Origin of the sequence: Segatella copri DSM 18205 (assembly GCF_025151535.1) — a bacterium.
Taxonomy (GTDB): Bacteria; Bacteroidota; Bacteroidia; order Bacteroidales; family Bacteroidaceae; genus Prevotella; species Prevotella copri.
The window spans coordinates 2,153,679-2,176,514 of record NZ_CP102288.1 but is presented as its reverse complement, the minus strand read 5'-3'; the positions used below and the strand labels follow the sequence as shown (position 1 = coordinate 2,176,514).

General features: G+C 42.8%; 16 protein-coding genes and 3 pseudogenes. 9 read left to right on the top strand and 10 right to left on the bottom strand.

The window, feature by feature from the left end:
• Positions 1–317 precede the first annotated feature (317 nt).
• A pseudogene (locus NQ544_RS09230) lies at positions 318–1,508 on the top strand (DEAD/DEAH box helicase); the annotation flags it as partial.
• A gap of 192 nt (positions 1,509–1,700) precedes the next feature.
• On the opposite strand, the gene NQ544_RS09225 reads toward NQ544_RS09230, so the two are convergent.
• The gene (locus NQ544_RS09225) at positions 1,701–3,638 is read right to left on the bottom strand and encodes an IS1634 family transposase (RefSeq protein WP_006848056.1); all 1,938 of its coding nucleotides are present in this window, start codon (positions 3,636–3,638) and stop codon (positions 1,701–1,703) included.
• Positions 3,639–3,826: 188 nt separating this feature from the next.
• On the opposite strand from NQ544_RS09225, the gene NQ544_RS09220 reads away from it, so the two are divergent.
• The gene (locus NQ544_RS09220) at positions 3,827–5,452 is read left to right on the top strand and encodes a P-loop NTPase family protein (RefSeq protein WP_006849498.1); all 1,626 of its coding nucleotides are present in this window, start codon (positions 3,827–3,829) and stop codon (positions 5,450–5,452) included.
• Positions 5,453–5,706: 254 nt separating this feature from the next.
• Here the strand turns inward: NQ544_RS09220 and NQ544_RS09215 are convergent, their stop codons facing one another.
• The 3 genes from NQ544_RS09215 to dapF form a co-directional block, all read right to left on the bottom strand.
• On the bottom strand, positions 5,707–7,896 hold the full coding sequence (locus tag NQ544_RS09215; protein ID WP_006849499.1) for a glutamine synthetase III family protein: 2,190 nt from the start codon (positions 7,894–7,896) through the stop codon (positions 5,707–5,709).
• A gap of 44 nt (positions 7,897–7,940) precedes the next feature.
• Positions 7,941–9,173, bottom strand: coding sequence for an LL-diaminopimelate aminotransferase (locus NQ544_RS09210; RefSeq protein WP_006849500.1), 1,233 nt, complete (start codon positions 9,171–9,173; stop codon positions 7,941–7,943).
• A 62-nt stretch (positions 9,174–9,235) separates the two neighbouring features.
• Positions 9,236–10,075 (bottom strand): diaminopimelate epimerase, encoded by an 840-nt coding sequence (gene dapF, locus NQ544_RS09205; protein ID WP_040553946.1) that lies wholly within the window; start codon positions 10,073–10,075, stop codon positions 9,236–9,238.
• A 454-nt stretch (positions 10,076–10,529) separates the two neighbouring features.
• Between dapF and NQ544_RS09200 the strand changes: the two genes are divergently transcribed.
• Both NQ544_RS09200 and NQ544_RS09195 read left to right on the top strand, forming a co-directional pair.
• Complete coding sequence (locus NQ544_RS09200; protein WP_006849503.1) at positions 10,530–10,886, top strand: P-II family nitrogen regulator; 357 nt, start codon at positions 10,530–10,532, stop codon at positions 10,884–10,886.
• A gap of 101 nt (positions 10,887–10,987) precedes the next feature.
• Positions 10,988–12,256 (top strand): ammonium transporter, encoded by a 1,269-nt coding sequence (locus NQ544_RS09195; protein ID WP_006849504.1) that lies wholly within the window; start codon positions 10,988–10,990, stop codon positions 12,254–12,256.
• 373 nt (positions 12,257–12,629) lie between these two features.
• On the opposite strand, the pseudogene NQ544_RS09190 reads toward NQ544_RS09195, so the two are convergent.
• Positions 12,630–13,177: pseudogene (locus NQ544_RS09190) on the bottom strand (IS982 family transposase).
• Between the two features lie 1,365 nt (positions 13,178–14,542).
• Between NQ544_RS09190 and NQ544_RS09185 the strand changes: the two are divergent.
• Together NQ544_RS09185 and NQ544_RS09180 are read left to right on the top strand one after the other, a co-directional pair.
• Positions 14,543–14,758, top strand: coding sequence for a helix-turn-helix transcriptional regulator (locus NQ544_RS09185; RefSeq protein ID WP_006849507.1), 216 nt, complete (start codon positions 14,543–14,545; stop codon positions 14,756–14,758).
• Between the two features lie 14 nt (positions 14,759–14,772).
• Entirely contained in the window at positions 14,773–15,498 is a 726-nt protein-coding gene (locus NQ544_RS09180; protein WP_006849508.1) for an MT-A70 family methyltransferase, read from the top strand.
• 72 nt (positions 15,499–15,570) lie between these two features.
• Here the strand turns inward: NQ544_RS09180 and NQ544_RS09175 are convergent, their stop codons facing one another.
• Together NQ544_RS09175 and NQ544_RS09170 are read right to left on the bottom strand one after the other, a co-directional pair.
• The gene (locus NQ544_RS09175) at positions 15,571–16,173 is read right to left on the bottom strand and encodes a MunI family type II restriction endonuclease (RefSeq protein ID WP_006849509.1); all 603 of its coding nucleotides are present in this window, start codon (positions 16,171–16,173) and stop codon (positions 15,571–15,573) included.
• Entirely contained in the window at positions 16,174–16,398 is a 225-nt protein-coding gene (locus tag NQ544_RS09170; RefSeq protein ID WP_006849510.1) for a helix-turn-helix domain-containing protein, read from the bottom strand. It abuts the gene before it with no gap.
• Positions 16,399–16,568: 170 nt separating this feature from the next.
• On the opposite strand from NQ544_RS09170, the gene NQ544_RS09165 reads away from it, so the two are divergent.
• Complete coding sequence (locus NQ544_RS09165) at positions 16,569–17,753, top strand: DNA-methyltransferase (RefSeq protein WP_006849511.1); 1,185 nt, start codon at positions 16,569–16,571, stop codon at positions 17,751–17,753.
• Positions 17,754–17,822: 69 nt separating this feature from the next.
• Here the strand turns inward: NQ544_RS09165 and NQ544_RS09160 are convergent, their stop codons facing one another.
• The 3 genes and pseudogenes from NQ544_RS09160 to NQ544_RS14020 form a co-directional block, all read right to left on the bottom strand.
• Positions 17,823–18,410, bottom strand: a complete 588-nt coding sequence (locus tag NQ544_RS09160) for an RloB family protein (protein WP_006849512.1) — start codon at positions 18,408–18,410, stop codon at positions 17,823–17,825.
• A 144-nt stretch (positions 18,411–18,554) separates the two neighbouring features.
• Positions 18,555–18,746, bottom strand: coding sequence for a hypothetical protein (locus NQ544_RS13955; protein WP_006849513.1), 192 nt, complete (start codon positions 18,744–18,746; stop codon positions 18,555–18,557).
• Positions 18,747–18,828: 82 nt separating this feature from the next.
• Positions 18,829–20,028 (bottom strand): annotated as a pseudogene (locus NQ544_RS14020) (IS1634 family transposase); the annotation flags it as partial.
• 1 nt (position 20,029) lies between these two features.
• On the opposite strand from NQ544_RS14020, the gene NQ544_RS09140 reads away from it, so the two are divergent.
• Together NQ544_RS09140 and NQ544_RS09135 are read left to right on the top strand one after the other, a co-directional pair.
• Positions 20,030–21,736: a transposase gene (locus NQ544_RS09140; protein WP_006847703.1), complete on the top strand. Its 1,707-nt coding sequence runs from the start codon at positions 20,030–20,032 to the stop codon at positions 21,734–21,736.
• Between the two features lie 489 nt (positions 21,737–22,225).
• Positions 22,226–22,474 (top strand): DUF3791 domain-containing protein, encoded by a 249-nt coding sequence (locus tag NQ544_RS09135; protein ID WP_006848385.1) that lies wholly within the window; start codon positions 22,226–22,228, stop codon positions 22,472–22,474.
• Positions 22,475–22,836: the final 362 nt, after the last annotated feature.

Here is a 22,836-nt window from a genome sequence, read left to right as displayed (position 1 = left end):
TTTTTGTTTTCTACGGAACAGCAAGAAGCGGAAAATCTTGGCTATGACGTAGCAAAGACTTAGCACACTCGTTTGATGTACTATGATTTGAAGAAAGTGACTTCAATTGCCTAATATCTGGAAAACACAAAAGGATAAGAATTTAGATTTTTAATTATATACTTTAAGATTGGCAGGGCTTTTGATGAAGCTCTGCCCGTCTTTTTGACTTTTCTTTTTTTGAATTTAAAAAAAGATACCATCTTACTTTTTAACATACTGATAGGTGTCACTGCTTGGAATATAGCAGGGACGCTATATTCATTATATGCTTTTATATGAAGAATATTAAGCTTTTTGATTACCAAGAGGATATGAAGGAACGGATTGAGAAGGCGATGCGCCTTCATCGGTCCGTGATGGCACAAATGCCAACGGGTACGGGAAAAACGGTTCTACTCGCTTCGGTCGTAGAATCGTTTTTGAGGGAACATTCCAATTGTAATGTTTGGATTGTTGCCCATAGAAGGGAGTTGGTTTCTCAGATTCGAGAAACTATTCAAAGAGTTTTTTCGAAAACCCACCCGTCCTCCCTTACCATAAAAGAGGATTTTTCGAACCACCCTGTCAATTTTTCGAAAATCACCCCGTCCCTCTTTACCCTTAAAGAGGGCTCCACCTCTCACCCCGACCCTCTCACCCTCAGGGGAGAGGGAGGAAACCGCCCTACTCGGTGCTCGGAACCGCTTCGCTCTAAGGTTGGCGGACCATCAAAGGTCTCGCCAGATTGTGCGGGATGGGACCGCCTGGGTGCTGCTTGCTTGCGAGCTGGTGATGGGCTTACTGCTACTTGCTTGCGGCCTACTGAGGGGCTTGGGGACCGCCTGGGTGAGAGGGGTGGTGATGGGCTTGGTGCCACTTCTGCCTCTTCTGTTAATCCTACTTCTGACATGATGCCGATAAAGGCGGTGTCGATACAATGGTTGTCGAAACACTGTGACGAGATAGAGGAAGAACCGGGGATGATTGTGATTGACGAGGCGCACCATGCGCTTGCCAAGACCTATAAGGAGATGTGGGAGAGATTCCCAAATGCTAAGTTCCTGGGACTGACGGCTACTCCTTGCCGATTGAATGGTAAGGGATTCACGGATTTGTTTGATGTCTTGGTGCAGTCGTGGAGTGTTCCTGAGTTTATCAGCAAGGGAAGATTGGCGACATACGATTTTGTGAGCATCAAATCGGATAGTGTGACGCAACGGCTCATCGACTCCTTGCAGAAGCGAGGGGCAGACGGTGACTACCAGAACAAGGAAATGGATATGTTGCTGAATAAGAAACCGAGTATCGAAAGGCTCTATCGGAGCTTGGAGGAATTTGGTAAAGACAGAAAGGGAAGGGGGTATGCTATCAATATCAGGCATGCTAATGCTATTGCCGAGTTCTACAGAGAACACGGCATCGCGGCTGTTGCTATTGATAGTAAAACGCCAAGTTCTTTACGAAAAGAAATTATAGAAAGATTCAAAGCTTCTAATACTTCTCAAAATCTTCCTTTTTCGAATCACCCTGTCAATTCTTCTAAAATCACCCCGTCCCTCTTTACCATTAAAGAGGGCTCCACCTCTCACCCCGACCCTCTCTCCTCAGGAGCGAGGGAGGAAACCGCTCCTCCTCGTCGCTCGGAACCGCTACGCTCTAACCCACATTGCAGTCACCCGTCATGTAACTCCCTGATTTCCAATATCCAGATTTTTTGAGGTATGATTTGGGTGTAGCATGGATTTTCTTTTCCCGAGCGGTTTGGGGTTAATGTAGAGCAAATCATAGATGGCGGAGAGTTTACTCTCTGCCTCTGTGCTCTGTCTTATACTAATGACCTGCCCATCTACGGTTTCAACTTTTGCAGTAACCACAACCTGTGTGCTGGCAATGCGCATGATTTCATCCCATCTCACATTCTCATGCTTCTTCAATTTCAGGCGATACTTGGTGACGCTGACCACCCAATATGCCAGTATGGCAAGGTTGAGATGAGCCTTGATTCCATTGTCGCTCTTATGATAGACAGGACGGATATCCAAGTCTGTCTTCAACACATGGAAAGTCTCCTCTACGGTTCTGATTACATTATAAAATTTCCAGATGTTCAATTCCTGGCTTTCATCAAGGCTCGTCAGCAAGACATATTTTCCATGGAACTTTCTTCTCTGAGCAGCCTTGTCCTCTCTGCATTCCCAGGTCATGGAAGTAGCAACCTCGTTCTTTCCTGTACCCTCATAGGTAAAGGTAACGTTGTATGACAGGCGAATGGCTCCATATTGCTTGTCCAATTTGCCCAATCGCTTGTTCACGGCGTCACGTTTCTTGGTTCCGCCCTTGGTAAGAATACCCTTTTTGATTGCTTCCAATCCCTCCTCATAGCGTTTGCATGCCTGCTCATACATGGAGCGTTCCTTGGCCCCCTTTGCGTCACTATCCACCATGAGAGCCTTGACGGATTCTCCATCCATGTCAACCTTACCCATCTGCAAGCGTATCTGCTGTCCCTTTTTGTCGGTATGATTGATGATTTCTGAACTTGTAGACTCGAACTTGCTATCGCCGGAAGGGAGTACGGTAATGTAGTCGAATCCATTGGCTTTTAACCAATTGACATTCGGCTTGGAGTAGAAGCCTGCATCCATCACTACGACACGTTTGGCTTCCTGAGTGGTGGTCTTGGCCAAAGTGCCAACGACTTCCTCAACGGTAGTAGAATCATGACGGTTTCCCTCGTATATCATTGTGCGGACGAGTAATCCCTCTGTGTTTACTACAGCAGCAAGGACAACAATCCTGCAGTCGTCCCTTTTCTCTTTGGAACGACCATACTGACAGAGTTCACTGTTCTCCATTTTCCCCTCAAAGTAGGAGTTTGTGATGTCAAACAGAAGGATTTTCTCCTCGATGCCGAACATGCTGCATACCCTGTCATGGAGCCAGTCCTCAAGACCATGGTGCTCGTCCCACAGACGCTTGGCACTTTCGTACAAGGCATCTTTGGTTATTTTCTCCTTAGGAATGCCGAACATCTCTGCAAGTGCAGTGTTCTCACGAAGATAGCGGACGGTCTTCAATTCTGAATATGGATAGATGGCACGTGCGATAATCTGCATGAGGGCAAAGTTTATATGGTCACGCTTCCATCCCCTGGAGGTCAGATATTTACGAATATCAAGCATACGCATGGTAGAGTTGCAGAGGTTCTCGCAACCGATGATGCGAGCTTCATGCTGGGTGAGCGTTTCAAGCTTAACGGCAACTGCTTTCTTGCGCTCCTCTTCTTCGCGAACCTTGCGCTCGGCGATGAGACGGGGATCGTTTTCCTGGGCATACTTGCTGCTGCGGTACTTCACGTATTGAGACATGGCTTCCTCGTAGAGCTTTTTGTTATCACACATCACGCTTTGTCCATCCTCAATCATAGTGGTAAGCATGGCTGCCAGTCGGTTACGTTCATCCTTGTCAAAGCCGGGAAGTTCTCCAAGGCAAAGAACACTACGATGCTTAGTCTTGCCATCTTTGTCGATGTAAGACTTCGTGAGACGATAGTAATCATATGCGATTGCTGTACCATCTCCCTGATCGCGATATTTCTTTGCCTTGGATATATACATTTCGGGGGCAAAGGTACACACAATTTTTTAACTGGCAAAACGGGCGGGTGTAGCATTTTGGGGATTTTCCCGAACATTCGCCGCAAATTAGGATTCTTTATGCAAAATCAGCTAGGTAATTGGCTGAAAACTGCCAAAATCTAGGATTTCGTTAGGAATCTTTAAGTTTTTCATCAAAGACTGCTGCAATGTGGGCTAAGGTTGGCGGGGCATCAAAGCCCTCGCCAGATTGTGCGGGATGGGACCGCCTGGGTGTTGCTTGCTTGCGGCCTACTGAGGCACTTGGGGACCGCTTGGGGATGAGTGGAGCATCAAAGGTCTCGCCAGATTGTGCGGGATGGGACCGCCTTACTGATACTTGCTTGCGAGCTGGTGATGGATTGGGGGCTACTTGCTTGCGGGCTGCTGATGAACTTGCTCCTATACAGGTGTTGGTGAATGTGGACATATTCTCGGAGGGATTTGACTGCCCGGATGTGGAGTTTGTACAGTTGGCTCGACCTACGTTGTCGCTTGCCAAGTATCTGCAGATGGTGGGACGTGGATTGGGAGTGGCTAAGGGGAAGAAGAACTGTGTGATTATAGATAATGTGGGACTTTATCGGGTGTTCGGGTTGCCTTCGCAAGTATGGAACTGGAATGCGATGTTCGAGGGAAAGCTGAAAGTTGGCAAGAGAAAGGAGACTCAGAAGGATAGAGAGTTTTTCCTAATGAACGAGAAGCAAGACGATATTCAGATTCATCCAGACTCAGAAATGATGATGGTGATGAGCCATGAAGAATTGCTCCAAACACTACAGTATCGTGAGTTTGTAGATAGCAAAGGGGAGTTTGCCATCATCAAGCTGCCTGATGGAAAGATGACGGTAGTGAACCGACAAGGAGAACAAGTCTTGGAGCCAGACGATTACTATGACATGAAGTTGTTGGATGGCAACATCCTGTTCTTCCGGCCTCGCAGAAAGGCGAAATGCTATTATGACCTGTTGGCAAAAGCTGTCATCGACGATGGCACTAACGTAGCAGAAACTCCCCATGTTGTCAACATAAAAGGATGGGAGTTTATAGAATATAACGACATCTTCATGTCTCGAACCCAAGAAGATTTTTCTCTGCCTTATCATCCTTCACAATATGATTTTCTGAATTATGGGTACTACATGATATTCAGATTCAGACCTTCTGCTCCCGGTTGTCAGGTATGGTACTATTGTGAGGGTGATGAAGGGAAGATGCACATGAGCAATGAAGAGAGCAGGAATGTATGTTTCCTACGTAATGATTACGAACATGTGTATTGGTTGTGTGCAGTCCTGTATGGTGAACGTATCGTGGTCATGGACAGCAAAGAGGACTACTACCTGGTGGATTCAAATTTGAAGAAGACTTATATAGGATGCAATCATCCAAAGAATGAAAATGAAGATTTGAATTTTGTGATGCCTCGCCTTGGCAAGAAATACTATCATGAGGCAATGTTGCAAAAGAAGGAAATGGAAGCAAACGAGATGCTTCTTTTGCATGAGAAGTCGGAGGCAGGACATGTGGAATTGTATCAAGCAGGAAAGAAATGGGGTGTGAAGGTAGATGGTAAAGTTATCGTGCCACCCCTCTACTGCAGTATAGCGCAACCTGTCGGTGCCTATTGCGCCTTTGAAGAGATTCCCAGACATTGGGGCGTTATGACATTGAAAGGAAAAGTGATTGTTGATGCCAAATATGAGAAGGTGGAGATTCGTGACAATGGAATCGCCGTGGTAACAGGTATCACGGGAAAAACACAGACTATCAATCTTTTAAAGGTAAAAGAGTAAAAAAGTAAAAAGGTAAAAGAGTAAACAGGCCGATGTGAACAAGCGTTCATGTCGGTCTGTTTTTTGTTTATGTAAATCAGGAAACAAAAAAGCGGAGCGTGATTTCACAACCACACTCCGCGCAAACTTAAACAACCAATAAAAGAAATAGATTGATCGTTCAATTGTTATATCTGATGAAGAGTAGCTCTTACTAGAGCTTTGTGTTATTATCTGTCAGAAATATGTCTTATCTATTTTGAAGACATTGCTGTTTAGCGGATGAACAGGAGTTCACGATACTTAGGCAATGTCCAGAGCTCATCGGCTACAGTCAACTCCAACTTGTCAATCTGATAACGGATCTCCTCCATTTTTGGAGCTACCGTGTCATGATAAGCTATCGCCTTATCGTGCTCATTCTCAATCTTGTTGGCCACCTTGCGGGCATTTACCAACTCCTCAACACCGGTCTCGATAATCTGAGTGCGCTCGGCAATCTTCTTGATGATATTGATGTTGCGGGCAGTCAACTTCTTGCCTTCTTCGTCACCGAAGATGTCAATCATGTTCTCCACATTCTTAGCCAACTGGCTCTGATAGTGAGTAGCCACAGGGATGATGTGGTTCATGCTCAAGTCACCCATTACACGAGCCTCAATCTGAATCTTCTTGGTGTAGGTCTCCCATTTCACCTCATTGCGGGCTTCCAACTCGTTCTTCTTCATGACGCCCATATCCTCGAACATCTTGATAGATGCAGGGTCGAGATAACGCTCGAAAATCTTAGGACAGCTCTTCTCGCAGTCCAGACCACGCTTAGCTGCTTCCTCTACCCACTCATCTGAGTAACCATTGCCGTCGAAACGGATTGGCTTGCAGGTCTTCAAATCCTGACGAACGATGTCGATGATGGCAGATGTCTTGTCCTCACCCTTGGCAATCAACTCATCCACACGCTTCTTGAAGTCGGTCAAAGCCTCGGCTACGGCTGTGTTCAATACAATCATTGCTGATGCACAGTTAGCCTCAGAACCTACAGCACGGAACTCGAAACGGTTACCGGTGAAGGCGAATGGAGAAGTACGGTTACGGTCGGTGTTATCAATCATCAACTCTGGAATCTCAGGGATATCCAACTTCATGCCCTGCTTGCCAGCTACGGTGAAGAGATCCTTCTTGTCGGCTTTCTCAATGTGCTCGAGAAGGTCGGTCAACTGCTTGCCGAGGAATGAAGAGATGATTGCTGGAGGTGCCTCGTTGGCGCCCAGACGATGCGCATTGGTTGCACTCATGATAGATGCCTTGAGCAAGCCGTTGTGCTTGTATACACCCATCAAAGTCTCTGTGATGAAGACTACGAAACGGAGGTTATCCTCTGGTGTCTTGCCAGGACCATGGAGCAGGATGCCTGTATCTGTAGCGAGACTCCAGTTGTTGTGCTTACCGGAACCGTTGATGCCTGCGAATGGCTTCTCATGGAGAAGTACGCGGAAACCGTGATGGCGAGCTACCTTCTTCATCAAGCTCATCAGGAGCATGTTGTGGTCAACGGCAAGGTTGGTCTCCTCGAAGATAGGTGCCAACTCAAACTGGTTTGGTGCTACCTCGTTATGGCGTGTCTTGCAAGGAATACCGAGCTCGAGAGCCTGGATTTCCAAATCCTTCATGAATGCCTGAACACGCTCTGGGATGGCTCCGAAGTAGTGGTCGTCCATCTGCTGGTTCTTGGCAGAATCATGACCCATCAGGGTGCGGCCTGTCAGCATCAGGTCAGGACGTGCTGCATACAAACTTTCATCTACCAGGAAGTACTCCTGCTCCCAACCGAGATTGGAAATAACTTTCTTGACATCTGGGTTGAAGTAGTGGCAAACCTCTGTTGCTGCTACGTTTACAGCGTGCAATGAACGGAGCAATGGAGCTTTATAGTCGAGTGCCTCACCTGTGTAAGAGATGAAGACGGTAGGGATACAGAGTGTATCGTCGATGATAAATACAGGAGATGTTGGATCCCATGCAGAATAACCGCGAGCCTCGAAGGTAGAGCGGATACCGCCAGATGGGAAAGATGATGCATCAGGCTCCTGCTGAACGAGCAACTTGCCTGAAAATTCCTCGATCATACCACCCTTGCCATCATGCTCGATGAAGGCATCGTGCTTCTCGGCAGTACCTTCTGTCAATGGCTGGAACCAGTGGGTGTAGTGGGTTACGCCATTCTCGTCAGCCCACTGCTTGATGCCTTTGGCTACGGCGTTGGCGATGTTACGGTCGAGACGTGCTCCGTTGTCGATGACATCTACCAGTTTCTCATAGACATCTGCAGGGAGATACTTGTACATCTTCTGTCGGTTGAATACCTTCTTTCCGAAGAATTCACTTGGTCGCTCGCTAGGAGCGGTTACCTCAACAGGCTTTCTCTTGGAAGCCTCTGAAACAGCTTCAAATCTTAAGTTGCTCATACCTTATATTTTTAAATGTTTAATGTTCAATGTTAAGTGTTGAATTATTTTCCCAGCCATTTGGCAATTCTCTCCATGGCTTCCTTGCAGTCCTCATGCTCGCCGAAGGCGGTGAGTCGGATGTAGCCTTCGCCCGATGGACCGAAGCCGACACCTGGAGTGCAGACTACGCTGGCACCATAAAGCATCTCTTCGAAGAATTTCCAGCTAGGTGTATTGTTTGGCGTCTTCACCCAGAGATAAGGTGCATTCTCACCGCCATATACTCTCAAGCCGAGTTTCTGGAGTTCTGCTCTCATGAAGTGGGCATTCTCCATATAGTAGTTGATGGTTGCCTTCACCTGTTCCTTACCCTCTGGGGTGTAGATGGCTTCGGCAGCACGCTGGCTGATATAGCTGGTACCATTAAACTTGGTGCACTGGCGGCGGTCCCAGATAGGATTCAATGCCACTTCCTCACCTGCCAATGTCTTTGCCTTCAACTCCTTAGGAACGATGGTGTAACCACAACGCACACCGGTGAATCCGGCAGTCTTCGAATAACTGTGGAATTCTATCGCTACCTTTCTGGCTCCACGAATCTCGTAGATAGAATGAGGAATTGCCGGGTCGGTGATATATGCCTCGTAGGCTGCATCATAGAGGATGATGCTCTCGTTCTTGATAGCATAGTTTACCCATTTTCTGAGTTCTTCTTTCGAGATGACCGTACCCGTAGGATTGTTTGGATAACAGAGATAAATCATGTCCACACGGTGGTCTGGAATCTGAGGGATGAAGTCGTCGCTCTCATCGCAAGGCATGTAGGTTACATTGCTCCACTTGCCGTTCTCGAAGATTCCCGCTCTACCTATCATCACGTTAGAGTCTATATAAACCGGATAAATCGGGTCGGTAACACCGATGTTGTTATCCCATCTCAAAATCTCCTGGATATTTCCCGTATCGCTCTTGGCTCCATCGTTTACGAATACCTCGTTGGCGTCAAGATGAATGCCACGTGGCAGAAAGTCGTTCTTGATGATAGCCTCTCGGAGGAAGTCGTAGCCTCGCTCCGGACCGTAGCCTCTGAAAGAAGCCTGCTCAGCCATCTCGTCTACAGCCTTGTGCATCGCCTTGATGACGGCAGGGCAGAGAGGCTGGGTTACGTCACCGATGCCCAGACTGATTACACGCTGCTTTGGATGTGCAATCTTGTAGGCGTTCACCTTCTTTGCGATGTCGGCAAACAAGTAGTTGTTGGCCAACTTCAGGAAATGTTCATTAACTAATGCCATATTTTGTTTCTCCTTTTATTTGTGGTCATTATCGACCATTTGTTATTTAAGTTTGCTCTTATTTATAATTCAATTTCTCCTTCAAAAGCGAATGCTGCAGGCCCTGTCATGTAAACATGGTCATCAGCCTCGCTATATTCTATTTCCAGCGTTCCGCCATCCATCACGATACTGCTTTTTCTGCCGGTACGGTTGGTAAGGGCTGCGGCTACGGCTGTGGCACAGGCTCCTGTTCCGCAAGCCATTGTTATTCCGCTTCCCCTTTCCCAAACTCGTGTCCTTATGATGTCTGTATCAGTTACTTGTGCAAATTCTATGTTGCATCTTTGGGGAAATGCCTTGTCTCTTTCCAGGATTTTACCATAGTGGGCGATGTCGATGGTGTCGATGTCATCCACGAAGGTAACGAAATGCGGATTACCCATGCAAACATAGGTGCCTTCAAATTTTCTGCCGTCAGCTTCGAGCACCGAAGGGCCTATGAATTGCTCGGGATTTTCAAGTTTGGGTTCCAGCATGTCTACTGTTACCGATTTCACAACTTCTTTATTATCCTGAAGATGAAGTTTCAATATCTTGATACCCGAAAGTGTTTCCAGTCGGATGGTGTCCTTTCGGGTCAATCCTTTTTCGTAAAGATACTTACCGATGCATCGGCTTGCATTGCCGCACATCATCGCTTCTGAACCATCGGCGTTGAAGATACGCATCGAATAATCTGCTCTTCTGCCGTCGTGCGGCTTTCCGATGAGAACCAGTCCGTCGCTTCCTATGCCCGTGTGATAAGCACTCCAGGCAATGGCCGCCTTCTCTGGGTCAGGGATGTCGTATTGTTGGGTATCTACATATATATAATCGTTACCCGCTCCCTGCATCTTTGTAAAATGAACTGTTTCTTTCATCTGCATTGTTCTTTATGTTTGAATATTCTTCTTTTATCTCTCATGTCTTATCTCTTTTGAGATTTGACTTTTTGCTAGTCTTTCGAATATTTTGATGACTATTTGTTTGATTTCGGTTGCAAAGGTACGACGATTTGTTGAGATATGCAAGAAAATAAATACAGAAATCTTGATTATTTTTCGCAATCTTACAATTTGTGTTATAAAAATACTTTCTGCCTTACAAATTGTAAGGAGAATGTGATAAGCCTCGATAAATTTAAAATGTTCGACAAAAAACAAAAGCGAAATGCTTGCCTTTTCTTTAAAATACTGACAAAATGTATTAATTTTGCAGCCGAAAACGAACATAATGTAAAAGAATGGCTTAGTTTGGATAACAACCAATAAGAGTCCGTTTTCGAAAAGAGACAATCAATAGAAGTATTAACACATTATTAATTATTAAAGGATTATGAAGAAGATTGAGGCAATTATCCGCAAGTCTAGATTCGAGGATGTCAAGAAGGCGCTTTTAGCAGCAGACATCGAGTGGTTCTCTTATTATAATGTAAGAGGAGAGGGTAAAATGCGCCAGGCTCGCATTTACCGTGGTGTGATGTATGATACCAGCAGCATCGAACGTGTGCTTCTGAATATTGTGGTTCGTGACAAGAATGTGGAGCCTACCATCGCCGCCATCCAGGGCGCTGCACAGACCGGTGAAGTAGGAGACGGCAGAATCTTCGTGATTCCTGTACTCGATACCGTTAGAATCAGAACCGGCGAACGTGGCGACATTGCATTGTATAACGCTGAGAAAGAGGAATAATTTAAAATGTTGAATGTTAAGTGTTGAATGTTGAATTAGGCATTCTTACTTATCTTTAATAAATATTATTTAGTATTCTAATTAAACTATAAGATATAAGTATGAGCAGTTTATTATTAACTACACTTGATACGGGTAACACAGCGTGGATGATCATGGCAACCATCTTGGTGCTTTTGATGTCAATCCCGGGTATAGCACTTTTTTATGGTGGTTTGGTGCGCCAGAAGAATATTCTCAGCATTCTGATGCAGACGGTTTTCATTGTGGCAGTAGTCAGTCTGATATGGGTAGCCTTCGGATATTCTTGGGCATTCTCTACAGAATATGCCGATTCGGGCAATCCTCTGGCTTGCGTCATCGGTGGTTTCGATAAATGTTTCCTCCACGGCATCGGCTTGGATGCCATCATGCCAACAGGCATTCCGGAACTCACCTTTGCAATGTTCCAGTGCATGTTCGCCCTCATTACTCCAGCCTTGATTCTCGGTGCTTTTGCCGAGCGTGTCAAGTTCAGCGGTTATGTACTTTTCACCATTCTCTGGGTTATCATCGCTTATCTTCCTATGGCTCACTGGGTATGGGGTGGCGGTTTCCTGCAGGAGATGGGAGCCATCGACTTTGCGGGTGGTACCGTGGTTCATATCAATGCCGGTGTAGCCGCTCTGGTCATGGCACTCTGTGTAGGCAAGCGAGATGATTACCGTGCGGGTCATCCTATCACACCTCACAACATCACCTTCGTGTTCATGGGTATGTCATTCCTCTGGTTGGGATGGTTCGGTTTCAATGCCGGTAGCGGATTGGCAGCTGATGGTCTGGCAGCCAATGCCTTCCTCGTAACTCATATCGCAACAGCAGCGGCAGCCACTACCTGGATGCTCATCGACTGGATTGTGAACAAGAAGCCAACTACGGTAGGTGCTTGTACCGGTGCTGTTGCCGGATTGGTAGCCATCACTCCTGCAGCCGGCAGTACCGATATTTTCGGAGCTTTCTGCATCGGTATCATTTCCACCATCGTCTGCTTCTTCATGGTAGCGGTCGTAAAGGAGAAGTTCAAGTATGATGATGCCCTCGATGCCTTTGGTGTTCATGGTATGGGTGGTATTCTGGGTTCTATCCTCACCGGTGTCTTCGCCACTCAGTATGTAACAGGATCCGAAGGTGTACAGGGTGCCCTCTATGGCGACTGGCATCAGCTCTGGATTCAGGTTGTAGCCACCGTGGTAAGCATCATCTACAGCGTTGTAGTTACCTACATTATCTTCAAGGTAGTAGATAAGAGTGTAGGTGTACGTGTTGACAAGCGAGTAGAAGAGGAAGGTCTCGACATCTACGAGCATGGTGAGAGTGCTTATAGCAACTAATTGCGAAATTCGATTATCAGCATAAAATTTAGGTCAATGGTGTTTCATTTTGAGGAATGGAACACCATTTTTTTACGATAAATCCTCAACTTGCACAATGAAAATGCCTCAACTTGCACAATGAAAATGCCTCAACTTGCACAATGAAAATACCACAACTTGCACAATGAAACTTTTAAGTTGTTGATATTCAATAATGTTATGCCCACCATTTTCCCTAAGAATTCCTATATATAATAATACCTCAGTTCGGGATAACGAGCTCTATCTAAAGGCTTTATAATGTTTTTATATAAGGGACACAGAGGCTTGGCAACCATCTATATATCTTGGATGGTTGCTGAGACAAAATCCTCCTGTAAAATATGCAATGTTAGAAAAGACTCAGCTGTTTCGTATCTTCGATAACGTATCCAGTAAGTGCCTTGGGCTTGTTGTCAAAGAAACAGTATGCCCCTAATGCAGAAATAATATTTATGATGAAATTCGAAACAGACCTGTGACGTGAATGTACTATCTGAGCCGTATTTTTCAACAGGTCATTAATCGTTTCAATGATGTATCTTTTGCGTAGCATCATCTTGTCATAGAACGGCATTAGTTTGTTCTTCATGTTCACTCTCAGTCCTGTAACCAACTGGATGCCTTCCTCAAAAAGCGAATCGAAGAGTTTTTGCGAGATATAGCCTTTATCTGCAAACAGCTTGCCATACAGACGTTTAGCCAATACATCGAATACCGCTGGATCTTTGTCGCTAACGTTTGCACCAGTGAGAACAAAAGCAATTATCTCACCTCTATCATTACAAGCCGATGTAGCTTGAACCCATGACACCATCCCATTGTTCCCTTTCCGTCTGTGGCAATGCCTTTGAACACTTTGTTGGCATAACGCCTGAGATTGTGGCATATTGGTATCATGGTTGAATCAACAAAGGTTATACCTGTACATCTGCCAAAAGCACGGAGATTCAGGAAGAACATGAGAGGGAAGAATACGCGACTTTCAAGTTCTACAAAACGGTTATAAGACACTGCATTTGGAAAATATGACTTCAATGTTCCTCTAATAAAGAATAGGTAATAATGCTTGAAGTTTCGGAATGAGCCGAAATGGAAATACAGCAAAATCGTCATGATTTCACTATCAGATAAAGAGGCTTTACGTCGTCTGCGCTTTACTCCATCTTCACTCAAAAGCAATTTTCCTGCATTTTCAGCATCAAAAACTTTGTAAAATTCATCAATAATACAAAATAATTCTGTAACTTTGTCCTTGGTAATCTCCATAATGATATCTTTTTATGTTTGTAACTAATTGGATTTCAACTACAAAGATACAAAAAATATCGGAGATTACCAACTTTTTTAGGCACTATTTCTTATCCCGAACTGAGGTATAATAATGTGTAATCCTCTTTTCTTCTGTTCTTATCCCTTTTGGGATAATTTTGCGAAAGTAATCAAATTAGCTGCTGGTCTGTGAACGCAGAAGGTTGATGCTATTTTGTCGGTGTAAATGTCGGTGTAAAATGTCGGTGCAAATATTGTTTTGGCGGTAATAGTGGCGGTAATAGTGGCGGTAATGCTGATGTATATGTCGGAGAAAAATGTCGGAGACATGTCGGAAATATGTCGGAAAGAAAAATAATTGAAAACCAATATGTTATCGTTTTATGGGGTGTTGTTACCGACAATAAATGTCGGAGACTTTGTCGGTAACCATGTCGGAGACATCAAGGGTGGTAAAAAGAAATTTGGCGGTAATGCAAAAAGCGGGTATTCTAAGGCATGATGGAAGTGATAAAACTGCTGTTGGGGGGATTTCTATCAGCGACTATTAGAGTCGTAAAAGGGACAAGTGGAAATGTGTGTTTGAGCTGAACAAGGCGAAATGTTCTTCTTGATATCCTGTTAATAGTTTGTAATATGTTGATAGACAGAGTTAATAAAAAGTATAAGATGACAAAAGAAACAAGCGAGAAACTAGATTTGTACTAAAACCGAAAAGGAAAGCAAGAGAAAATATAAATTAACACAGAAAAGAACGGCAATTTTCCGATTTTGGGATTTGAGGGAGTTTAGTAGTTTGATGAAATGATGCAAAAAAGAGCGTAAAAACTTAGTTGGTTGGTGAAGCAATATTGTCACTTTGTAATGTCTGCTTTATTGATTTTCTTTAAATAGTAGTTGATAAATGCTAAATAATGATAAAAGTAAAATAATAATTTTCGATTCTCGTAATATTTGAATACCTTTGCGTTCAAATCAAAACAATTAGATGTTATGTTAAAGTTGAATCGGGTTAAAGTTGTCCTTGTAGAGCAAGGAAAAACTGGGAAATGGCTTGCTGAAAAACTCGGCAAATCAACTTGCACCGTTAGCAAATGGTGCAGCAATTCAGCCCAACCAGATCTGCAGACCCTAAATGACATTGCAAATCTGTTAGATGTAGAAGTCTCAGATTTACTACATAGTAATAAGAAAAATATTCAAAACTAGAAATACAAACAACAATGGCAGATTTATTTGATAACGATTCGTCATTCCAAAAGGCTAAAAAGTCAAAGGAGAAGGTAATTTCTGGTTATACTATTTACGCACCTCAGCAGAAGGCAAGAACCGTCGTAAATAATCTTCCGGAGTTCTATCCGGAATTACCAGAAGAAAAATTTGACATAATATATTGCGACCCACCATGGGATTATGGTGGCAAGATGCAATTTGACAAGTCTTCTATTAAGTCTGAAAATAAAGATTGGAAACGAGATATTTTTATTAGTGCTGCAAATTTTAAATATCCAACTGTTAAGACAAAAGATTTAATGAAGATACCCATCCAAAATATTTGCGCTGAAGACTGCCTGTTATTTATGTGGGTTACAAATCCTCATTTAGCACAAGGCATTCAGTTGGGGCAAGCGTGGGGATTCGAATACAAAACAGTAGGTTTTGTTTGGGACAAGTGTAATCACAATCCCGGCCAATATACGCTTTCAAATTGTGAGCTATGTCTAATTTTCAAAAAAGGACGTATACCCAAGCCAAGGGGAGCAAGAAATGTCCAACAGCTGGTTAGAGTTCCTCGAACTGAGCATAGTGTAAAACCTATAGAAGTGCTCAAGAATATTGAAAAGATGTTCCCTACACAGAAAAAAATTGAGTTGTTTGCAAGACATAAGCCTTTAGGGTGGACTGTTTGGGGATTAGATGTGCGACCTGTATATAAGGATGAAGGATAATCCCTATGAGGTAAAAAATATATTGTATGGTGACTCTTTGCATAAAGAGTCACCATATGTTAAATACATAAGTTAATCCTCCAATAATGGGGCAATGTAAGTCTCAAAGTGCTCAATTAAACTTTCTGCTTCTTTGGTGTTTCGCCAGAAAAAGTAGTTAGCCTTAAAGTCAGAGAACCAGTATGTGATCTCTCGAACCCTACAAGGGTCACGAGTTATGTCACCTTGGAAAACTATCCAAAATGGAAGATTTGGCTCTTTGATTTTACCCGCACTTCTAAGTTTTTGCATAAGTCCAGGTGTAAAATACTTGCACAAACGCTCATGTGCATTACCTCTACCCGCAGAGCGTGGTTTTCCTTCAACCCAACCATCTTGCCGCTTAATCTCGACATAGATAGTCTTGCCAGTACGTGTATTACGTATTGCTCCGTCAGGTTGTATTCCATGCTTAGTGATAGGAACGTCTGGAGTATAAATAGCCTCCAGTTCCTTGGCTGATAACTGAACATTGACATAAAGGTCTTTGAACTCTGTAGGTTGACTGATTACCTCATATTCAGTATCTTTGAATAACTCAGAGAACACTTCAATGAAGGAGTGCTCGGCAACTGTGGCTTTAGAGCCACCATAGTCTTGCCATTTGCGTCTAAAACGATTGTCAAAACTTCCCATTTAAATTATGATTAAATCTGAAATGTTTATTTGTAATGCTTTTGTAATTTTTACTATTGTTATTAAAGATGGTATCTTTTCTGCCCTCTCTAATGAACCTATGTATGTTCTGTGGAGGCCAGCTATACCTGCAAGCTTCTCTTGGGATATGTCAAGAGACTCTCTTCGTTGTTTTACCCTAGAGGCAAAGTCAACTAATATTTGTTTTTCTTCTTCTTTTGTCATTTTTATCTTATTATTGGACGAATACTATAGTCTGCCATTCTATTGAGTGCAAAAATACAATCAAAAAAACAGAATGTCAACAGACTATAGAGTGCGATAGGTGTTAAGTATTGAAATATTAACATATATTGATTTGCATTTATATATAATTAACGTAAACAACACGTAATATGACACCATATTTTAACGATAACAATAGCTTTATACTCTATCATGGAGATAGCAATATCATACTTGATCAACTTGAAGAGAAGGTCGACATGATATTTGCTGATCCCCCATATTTTCTTTCAAACTCGAAAAAAACGATTCAGTTTGGAAAGACAAAGGTATGCGACAAAGGCGATTGGGATAAAGTGCGTTCCTGGGAAGAAATTAACAGTTTTAATCGAATTTGGATTGAAAAGTGTAGAAAATTGCTGAAGGAGAATGGCACTATTTGGGTATGTGGAACATATCATAACATTTTTTCTGTAGAACAATGTCTGATAGAATTTGGTTTTAAAATTTTAAATATAATTGTATGGCAAAAATTAGACCCGCCTCCAACGCCTTATGGTGGAAGACTTAACTTCTCTGCAGAATACATTGTATGGGCTAGGAAGAATACCAATGTACCACATTGTTTCCATTACGACCTTCTTAAACAGATGAATGGAGGGAAAGAGATGCCTGATGTATGGAAATTTGCCCGTCCAGGTTTTTGGGAAAGGAAATGTGGAAAACATCCGACACAGAAACCCCTCAGATTACTGTACAGAATTGTTCAAACTTGTACAGAAAAGGAAGGCATAATATTAGACCCATTTTGTGGAAGTTGTACTACTGGCATTGCTGCAAATTTACTTAGTCGTAAATTTATAGGCATAGATATGGAACGAAATTATCTAGACTACGGAATACGACGGAAATCGGAAATTAAAGATCCCAATATTGCAGAAAAATACCTGCAGAAAATATCTGAAAATCCTGATGAAATCACCGTACTGGTAAATCATGCCAATAAACAACTTAAACTCAAAATGATAGATTCTGGAATCTGTTATTTACCTGGCGGCGATTCCCGAGGGTCACTTTGTGTTACATCAGGATTCGAAAGAATGGGATATGTCTTGCTTCATACAAACGGAAAGGATTGTCAACTGTTTAAATTAAATTCAAAAGGAACATTCCAAATATGGACCAAGGAGACACTTGAAGAATATGGCTTTCATCCTACACGTGCCCCATATTACATGGTTCTGAGGTTTAATCCCAAGCCGATAAAAATCCTTCAATGCCCCAATCTCATAATGGGGAAAAACACTTTTAAGGCCAAAATTATGCCTCTAAGTTTATTCATTGGTATTAATTGATTTTCTAACTAATCCGCCCGACTTAAAGCGCAAGCCTAAGGTCAGGCGGTTGCTCGTTCTTTACGTCCGTTAGTGATTCTCTATCAGCACGGCAATAGAGGCACAAAAACCGAAGAAGCCGAGGCTGGAGAAAAACGATAACCAACTTGGCATAGTGACCAAGGTAACCCCCATTATATTCCTTGTAGTGTTCACGCACTTTTTTCCTTTTATCGGAAAACATGGAGTTGAACTCACGAATATGCCCCTGCATCTGATATCTTTCAAATCTGTAAGTTTGTGGTATAGAAGCCATACCTCAAAAAATGGATTACTGATGGCTATATGACATCCTGGGGTATTTATGCAAAAACTACCCAATTCTTTTATCATATCAATTGGCCATTTGTCCACGTCTATAACGCACCAAAGAGTGTCTCCATCTTCTGCATTTAGTCCCTCTTCTGTCATATACTTTTTAGCTGATGCCAATACATGTGAAGGGGCAGACTCTGTTTGCTCATGCTCCAAGATCCTAACCCTGATACGTTCGAAGTTATCGAACGGTGCAAAATAACTTGGTTCTGTCTTTGTACCCTTACATGCGATAACAAAAAGACTATAGTCTCTTGCCTTGGCTTCCTCATGTCTATAGTAGCTACGTCTTTTATATGGCATACCTCAGTCCTCCCATTTTAAATCCTGTAAATGAGCTGAGAAAGAAATAGCTCCAAAGCGCCCTTTCAAGTAGCCTTTTTGAATGTCCAGATCATTTCGCGGCTTAAAATCATTGAGTGTATAGAAACGAGAACTTTGGTTCTTTCAGTCTTTCTCAACAAACCAAATCTCTTCATTTCTAAAGATGGAGCAATCAAGAAGGCATGATTCGTGGGAAGAGAAGATAATTTGTTCAAGGATAGGCAATCCCATCACCTTTTCTACAAATATCTTCAATAGATTGGCATGAATACTCCTGTCAATCTCATCGACAATGATAGTTCTGTCTGACTGCATCAGGTCATAAAGAACTGGCGCAAAATCAAACAAGCGTTGGGTACCATCCGACTCCTCTTTTAACCCACATTGCAGCTACCCGTTATGTAACTCCCTGATTTCCAATATCCGGATTTTTTGAAGTCTGATTTGGGTGTAGCATGGATTTTCTTTTCCCGAGCGGTTTGGGGTTAATGTAGAGCAAATCATAGATGGCGGAGAGTTTACTCTCTGCCTCTGTGCTCTGTCTTATACTAATGACCTGTCCATCTACGGTCTCAACTTTTGCAGTAACTACAACCTGTGTGCTGGCAATGCGCATGATTTCATCCCATCTCACATTCTCATGCTTCTTCAATTTCAGGCGATATTTGGTGACGCTTGCCACCCAATATGCCAGTATGGCAAGATTGAGATGAGATTTGATTCCATTGTCGCTCTTATGATAGACAGGACGGATATCCAAGTCTGTCTTCAACACATGGAAAGTCTCCTCTACGGTTCTGGTTCCTTGGCCCCTTTGCGTCACTATCCACCATGAGAGCCTTGACGGATTCTCCATCCATGTCAACCTTACCCATCTGCAAGCGTATCTGCTGTCCCTTGTTATCGGTATGATCGATGATTTCTGAGCTTGTAGGCTCAAACTTACTGTAGCCAGAAGGGAGTACGGTAATGTAGTTGAATCCATTGGCTTTTAACCAATTGACATTCGACTTGGAGTAGAAGCCTGCATCCGTCACAACAATACGTTTGGCATCTTGAGCGGTTGTCTTGGCCAAAGTACCAACAACTTCCTCAACGGTAGTAGAATCATGGCGGTTTCCCTCGTATATCATAGTGCGGACGAGTAATCCCTCTGTGTTTACTACTGTAGCAAGAACCACAATCTTGCAATTGTCCCTTTTCTTTTAGAACGACCATACTGACAGAGTTCACTATTCTCTATTTTCCCCTCAAAGTAGGAATTTGTGATATCAAACAGAAGGATTTTCTCCTCAATGCCGAACATCTCTGCAAGTGCAGTGTTCTCACGAAGATAGCGGACTGTCTTTAATTCTGAATACGGATAGATGGCACGTGCGATAATCTGCATAAGGGCAAAGTTAATATGGTCACGCTTCCATCCCCTAGAGGTCAGGTATTTACGAATATCAAGCATACGCATGGTAGAGTTACAGGGGAGATTGTCTGAAAACCCATAGCAGCCAAAATGTCTCCTAATATTTCTTATTGTTAACACTTTATCTTTGGTTTTCTCGAAATATTTTCGTAACTTTGTAGCTATCAAACATTTATCGCTTATGAAGTACATTAAAGGTGAAGATAGAAGACAATACGTATTGTTTCCGGCTTGTCTGGACGAGTACATCGAGCAGGATAATCCCGTTCGCTACATTGATGCGTTTGTAGATAGCCAGGATTTAGAAGAACTCGGCTTCAATCATACTAAACGTGAGGCTCCTGGAAATGGTGGACGACCTTCATATGACCCTTCAGACATATTGAAACTACTCATTTATGGTTATTTCAATTCTATCCGTTCTTCTCGAAAGTTGGCCAAAGCGTGCGTTGTCAATATCGAGGTTATGTGGCTTTTAAGCAAGGTAACCCCTGACTTTCGTACAGTTTCTGATTTCCGAAAGGATAATTTGAAGCCTATCAAGAAAGTTTTTAAATCATTGAATAAGCAGTTGGATTCCTTTGGACTCTTCAGCCATTCTTACTTATCTATTGATGGTAGTAAGTTCAAGGCTGTAAATTCAAAGGATAACAACTTTACTCTCAATAAGCTTGATGATCGTATTGCCCGTCTTGAAGCGCATGAGCGTCAGTACTTGGAGGATTTGGAAAAGAACGACTTCGATGATGAACGTAAGTTTGGCAGGGATGAAACCGAGCTTAATCTGGAGGTGGTTCAGAAGCGTCAGGCGGATTACAAAGAATATCGTAATCAACTGGAGGAAAGTGGAGAGAAACAACTTTCACTCACAGATCCTGATTCTAAGTTGATGAAGTTCAATGACGGTTTTAACGTTGGCTATAATGTACAGACAGCCGTCGAGGCAGACAGTCATCTGATAGCCACCTACAATGTTACCACCAATCCTACTGATCATGGCGAAATTACGGAAACACTGACTGAGGCCAAGAATGATTTGGAACATGAAATAGTAGAAGTTGTTGCCGACAAGGGTTATCAGGATCCAAAAGACATGGCAAACGCTTTGGCTGCAGGAATCATCCCTAATGTAATACAGCGAGATGGCGATGATGTTGCTGAAGTAGAGTTTGAATATGTAGAAGCTACCGTAACAGATGATATGCTAAACAGCAAAAAGCCCGAGAATCTCGAAACTTGCCTTAAGGCTGGCAAAATACCGACTGCCTATGCAGGCATCCTTGACTCTCCCCAAATTGGTGTTCGTAAATCCTACGAATGTACGGCATCAAGTAATATAAAGGAAATGTCTGATGAGGAACTCAAACAGCTTGCGCTGCAAGGCTACTTTGTTAGAGATGCTGCTAAGAATTTAGTGTATTGTCCGCAGGGCTCTATATTACGTCAGAAGTCCTTAAAGAAGGATGGTCGTATCCGTTATTGCAATAAGTTGGCTTGCAAAAAATGCTCGCATAAGTGTACTAAAGCAGCATTTAAAGAAGCAGACTTCAACAAGGATACTCTCGTGATGAAAGCTCAGAATTACAAGGTAGACTCCAGTAATCATCAGGAAGACCAGGAACCTCCTAAGACTAAGATGAAACGAGAAGTTAAAGAACACAAGATTGTGACATACAAACTTCATTTAGACAAGAAGAAGATGGCGCAAAGAATGTGTCTCTCAGAACATCCTTTTGGAACGATGAAGAGAACCTTAGGGGCGTATTATTTTTTATTGAAAACGAAGGTTAAGGTGGAGGCCGAAATGGCCCTCATCTGCCTCTCCTATAACATGCGTAGAGCCATCTCTATGCTTGGCGTTCCACAATTGATCGCAAAGATGGCATAAGGGGAAGAAGGAGGTCCCCACAACTTAATTTTTAGACCTCCTATCACTTATTTTCGCTCGATTTGAGCACATCAATTATGAATTTTATTAGAAATCGAAATTTTAGAGCTGGTCCCCAGACTAGCTTAGAGGGCTTTATATGCCCTCAAAACAGTGATAAACAGCAGAAAATCAAGGTTTTCGGACGGTCTGGGGGGGTCTCGCAACCGATGATGCGAGCTTCATGCTGGGTGAGCGTTTACTACAGATTTTAAAATTCTTCTGCAAAGATAGGCGGTTATTGTTATACATGAGCAGAACTTAGCATCTTTTTGGTACCGATTGGTGCGCTATGATGGTACCGATTTATGCGCTATAGTGGTGCCGATTTGCCGATACTGTCAAAGACATTGGCAAAATCAGTCTATTTTTCTTTATTTAACTCTGAAATAGAGTGGAATATCAGAGAAAATCTTTAAATTTGCATTCAAATACAATATTTTGTAAAGAATGGAAGATAGAGAACTGTTGCTGAAAAGTGACCCAGAGTTTGACCGCCTCGCCTTTACGGTGTTGGCTATCGAGGCTTCGGCACAAAAAATGGGTATATCGCCGTCTGAAATGAGAAAGCGATTGGATAAGGTGGGGCTAATCAAGAGTCTCATCCAAGATTGCTATGACACTCTACATACTGAGAGCCGGGAAGCTGTAGCGAATGATGTGGTCGAAGCTCTTAAAAATTGGGAAAGAAAAGAATAATGGAAAAGCAAATATTATATCATGGTTCATATTAAGCCAGGAGATAGTTGATAAGTATTTACAATTCAAATCATATGAAAGGATATAATTATGTTGGATTTCTTATTATGGAATAAAATCGCTCGTATCATAAAGCAACTAGCTGATACGTTACATATATCAACCGACAGGGCTTTACAGATATTCTATGACTCTGACGTTTGCCGTATGTTACATGACAAAGAACTTGGCTTGCATCTAATGAGTGATACATATATTGTAAATGACTTGATAGAAGAACTAAGGAATAAGCAATAGCAAAACAAAGGATAATTAGAGGAGGAAGAGAAGTTTACTCCTACCTTTATGATTATTGTACGAAA

Excerpts from the sequence above, each read along its gene's own strand:
- NQ544_RS09140 (WP_006847703.1), top strand. The coding sequence starts at position 20,030 with ATGAAGTACATTAAAGGTGAAGATAGAAGACAATACGTATTGTTTCCG.
- NQ544_RS09215 (WP_006849499.1), bottom strand. The coding sequence starts at position 7,896 with ATGAGCAACTTAAGATTTGAAGCTGTTTCAGAGGCTTCCAAGAGAAAG.
- NQ544_RS09225 (WP_006848056.1), bottom strand. The coding sequence starts at position 3,638 with ATGTATATATCCAAGGCAAAGAAATATCGCGATCAGGGAGATGGTACA.
- NQ544_RS13955 (WP_006849513.1), bottom strand. The coding sequence starts at position 18,746 with ATGCAGTCAGACAGAACTATCATTGTCGATGAGATTGACAGGAGTATT.
- NQ544_RS09195 (WP_006849504.1), top strand. The coding sequence starts at position 10,988 with ATGAGCAGTTTATTATTAACTACACTTGATACGGGTAACACAGCGTGG.
- NQ544_RS09175 (WP_006849509.1), bottom strand. The coding sequence starts at position 16,173 with ATGGGAAGTTTTGACAATCGTTTTAGACGCAAATGGCAAGACTATGGT.
- NQ544_RS09185 (WP_006849507.1), top strand. The coding sequence starts at position 14,543 with ATGTTAAAGTTGAATCGGGTTAAAGTTGTCCTTGTAGAGCAAGGAAAA.
- NQ544_RS09210 (WP_006849500.1), bottom strand. The coding sequence starts at position 9,173 with ATGGCATTAGTTAATGAACATTTCCTGAAGTTGGCCAACAACTACTTG.
- NQ544_RS09180 (WP_006849508.1), top strand. The coding sequence starts at position 14,773 with ATGGCAGATTTATTTGATAACGATTCGTCATTCCAAAAGGCTAAAAAG.
- dapF (WP_040553946.1), bottom strand. The coding sequence starts at position 10,075 with ATGAAAGAAACAGTTCATTTTACAAAGATGCAGGGAGCGGGTAACGAT.
- NQ544_RS09170 (WP_006849510.1), bottom strand. The coding sequence starts at position 16,398 with ATGACAAAAGAAGAAGAAAAACAAATATTAGTTGACTTTGCCTCTAGG.
- NQ544_RS09165 (WP_006849511.1), top strand. The coding sequence starts at position 16,569 with ATGACACCATATTTTAACGATAACAATAGCTTTATACTCTATCATGGA.
- NQ544_RS09200 (WP_006849503.1), top strand. The coding sequence starts at position 10,530 with ATGAAGAAGATTGAGGCAATTATCCGCAAGTCTAGATTCGAGGATGTC.
- NQ544_RS09220 (WP_006849498.1), top strand. The coding sequence starts at position 3,827 with ATGTGGGCTAAGGTTGGCGGGGCATCAAAGCCCTCGCCAGATTGTGCG.
- NQ544_RS09135 (WP_006848385.1), top strand. The coding sequence starts at position 22,226 with ATGGAAGATAGAGAACTGTTGCTGAAAAGTGACCCAGAGTTTGACCGC.
- NQ544_RS09160 (WP_006849512.1), bottom strand. The coding sequence starts at position 18,410 with ATGCCATATAAAAGACGTAGCTACTATAGACATGAGGAAGCCAAGGCA.